General features: G+C 30.3%; 1 protein-coding gene. It reads left to right on the forward strand.

From position 1 onward, the window contains the following. Positions 1-476 precede the first annotated feature (476 nt). Positions 477-772 (forward strand): isochorismatase family protein (locus KI356_RS25755; RefSeq protein ID WP_212936859.1); only part of this gene is annotated, 296 nt, incomplete at its 3' end.

Here is a 772-nt window from a genome sequence, read left to right on the forward strand (position 1 = left end):
CTTGTTGTTTTTTGTTGGAAAATCTAAAAGACTATGACAAGATATATTATACAATTAAAACTTTTCAGGGGATATATTAATTTGAAAATATGCAAAAACTCATATTAATATAGTGATTCGTACTGATATTATGCTATTTTACTTGCGAATATATAAATGAAAAGAAAAACACTAATGTAACCTTATTAATATACATATCGCTTTTGATCTTTTATTTCGCTAAAATGTAGCCTATAAAAACAATGCTATCCCCATTAAAATCGCAATAAAATCCTGAGAACATACCTTTTAACACAATTCATTACATGATTGCCAATTTCATGTCCTTTATTTATTACTAATTGTAATTATTCGAATCCACTTCATACCTCCATGCAATATTCTTTGGAACTTTTGGATACATTAAATATGCATAGCATTGTAGTTTGCATATATTTCACTTTTGTATTTTTGAACCAAGTATTAGGAGGGTATTTATGATAAAAAACTGTACAGCATTCCTTATTATTGATGTACAGGTAGGTTCATTTGAAGAGAGAAAAGTCCTATATAATGGAACGGAATTATTAAGAGTTATTCAATTATTGATTTCTAAAGCCCGTTCTGCTTCAGCCCCTATTTTTTATATGAAGTTTAACGGGAAGTCTGGTTCCTCGCTTAGACACGGGACACCTGGATGGGAAATTCATAAATCAATTGCTCCAGCAACAGGAGATGTCGTTCTTGAAAAGAATCATCCGGATTCTTTTCATAAAACGAGTCTTCAACAAGA

Origin of the sequence: Bacillus hominis (genome assembly GCF_018332515.1) — a bacterium.
Classification (GTDB): domain Bacteria; phylum Bacillota; class Bacilli; order Bacillales; family Bacillaceae_G; genus Bacillus_A; species Bacillus_A hominis.